This window comes from Halobellus sp., assembly GCF_042218505.1.
GTDB lineage: Archaea > Halobacteriota > Halobacteria > Halobacteriales > Haloferacaceae > Haloquadratum.
Genome location: NZ_JBDGQZ010000008.1, coordinates 193,484 through 195,415 on the forward strand (window position 1 = coordinate 193,484; position 1,932 = coordinate 195,415).

General features: G+C 64.1%; 2 protein-coding genes and 1 pseudogene. All 3 read right to left on the reverse strand.

Features of this window, described 5'->3' with window-relative positions; all coding sequences use genetic code 11:
• A pseudogene (locus tag ABEI27_RS03045) lies at positions 1-289 on the reverse strand (hypothetical protein); the annotation flags it as partial.
• 65 nt (positions 290-354) lie between these two features.
• Positions 355-1,404, reverse strand: a complete 1,050-nt coding sequence (locus ABEI27_RS03050) for an anion permease (protein WP_375797930.1) — start codon at positions 1,402-1,404, stop codon at positions 355-357.
• A 124-nt stretch (positions 1,405-1,528) separates the two neighbouring features.
• Entirely contained in the window at positions 1,529-1,903 is a 375-nt protein-coding gene (locus ABEI27_RS03055; RefSeq protein WP_375797931.1) for an Hsp20/alpha crystallin family protein, read from the reverse strand.
• Between the last annotated feature and the right edge of the window lie 29 nt (positions 1,904-1,932).

Below are 1,932 nucleotides of genomic sequence, written 5' to 3' on the forward strand. Positions count from 1 at the left end.
CAACGCGCTCTTGCACCTGACCTTCGACCTGCGCTTCGACTTCGGCTTCGACCTGCGTTTCGGCCTCTTCAGAGACGGCCTCCTCGAGCACCCGCTCGTAGATCGACATCTTCTCCCAGACCCGAAGGAGGTATCCGAGGACGAGACCGCCCTCGAGGGCTGCGACGCGCGGATCGATCCGGAAGACGAGGTAGGCGAAGCCGACGATGAAGAGCGCGCCGTACACGAGTTCGATGCGGAACTGCGTCTCCCGACCGCTAAAGCGGCCGCTCAGGGTGCTGAGTAACATCGGTATCAGCACTTTACGTCACGACGACAAAAACGATTCGCCGGACTGAACGGGGGTCGAACGGGTCAGGCCAACAGGTCGAGCCGCTGTGCGACCTCGAAGGCCGCGAAGGCGACCACGCCGGCGACCGTCGGCGACGCGATCCAGGTGGTGATGATCCGCTTCGTGACGCTCGGATCGAACAGGTCGAGTCGGTCGGTCGCCTGCGTCGAGCGCTCACCCGCGGTGAGTCCCTCCGGCCGGACGAACGCACGCAGCGGAATCTGTCTGCTGGCGCGGCCCCAGCCGAGGCCGATCACACAGGAGGTCAGGGTGACCGCGAGGCTCGCAGGCACGCCTGCCCAACTCAAGCCCGTGATGATCGAGGCCGCGATCGTCTCGACCACGAGTGAGGCCTCCAGAGAGAGATCGGTGATGTCCTCACCGACGGTCTCCATCGTCCGGGACCCGATCGCGAACGCGCCCAGCCCGATTGCAGTCCCACCGAGCGCGACGCCGGGTGTCATTCGCAACTGCCCCGACCCGACGAGCGGCGCGACGGCGTTCGCGGTGTTCGACGCCCCCGCGGAGAAGGCCATATAGCAGCCGATACCGACGACGACGACGCGCCCCAGCGGGTCGGCGTCGTCGAAGTCGAGTCGGGCGACGATGTCGTCGTACAGGTACCGCCCGATGAAAGCGCAGATCCAGAAGGCGAGGATCGGCGAGACGATCCACCACATCACGACCACGCCGACGGTCCCCCAATCGAGCACGCCGAGGGCGCTCCCCATACCGACGACGGCGACGACCGCTGTCTCGCTCGTGCTGACTGAGACTTTGAGAACATTACCCAGGAGGATTCCCAGCCCGATGAAACTGAGGACGACGACTGAGGCGACGGAAGTGAAGTACTCCGGCGGGACGAACTCCGATCCGAGCGTATGGACGACGTTCGTGCCGACGGTGAACCCACCGATCAGGACGAACCCCGCCATCAGCGCCGACGCCTGTCGCATCGAAAGAGTACCACTGCCGGTTGCAGGCCCGAACGCGACGCCAGTCGAGGACCCGCCGATATTGACGCCGACGAAGACGGCGACTGCGACTCCGAGGACGAATAACCCCGAAATCATCGGACTACGTTGCGGTGGTCGACGCTAAAGCTCGTTCCGAACGACACCGAAAGAAGGCCGACAGATCGACCGGGTCAGGTGACCCGATCAGTTCCCGAGCCGACTACTCACTCGGTGCCGAGGGTTAGGCCTCGATCGGGATCGTCTGCCCGTGGGTGTCACCCTCCGCTTCGAGCGGAAGAGTCACCTCGAGGACGCCGTTGGTGTACGTCGCGGCAATGTCGTCCTCGTCGACGTCCTTGGGGAAGCGGAGGCGTCGGTGATACGTCCGCCTGCGGCCGCGATCTTCGTTGACGTGCTCGGCCGCGATGTTCAGGACACCGCTATCCCACGCGAGGTCGATGTCCTCGCGTGTGAATCCGGGCATCTCGACGGCGAGGACGAACTCGTCGTCCTCTTCGTACAGTTCATAGTCGGTACTTCCGGCATCGCTGAAGATTCGGGAGGGGAACTCGAGCCCCTGCATCCAGGAACTCGCAGGATCAGTTGGCAGTGCCATTGCTGATCACCTCGTTCCACTCACTACTT

Excerpts from the sequence above, each read along its gene's own strand:
- ABEI27_RS03050 (WP_375797930.1), bottom strand. The coding sequence starts at position 1,404 with ATGATTTCGGGGTTATTCGTCCTCGGAGTCGCAGTCGCCGTCTTCGTC.
- ABEI27_RS03055 (WP_375797931.1), bottom strand. The coding sequence starts at position 1,903 with ATGGCACTGCCAACTGATCCTGCGAGTTCCTGGATGCAGGGGCTCGAG.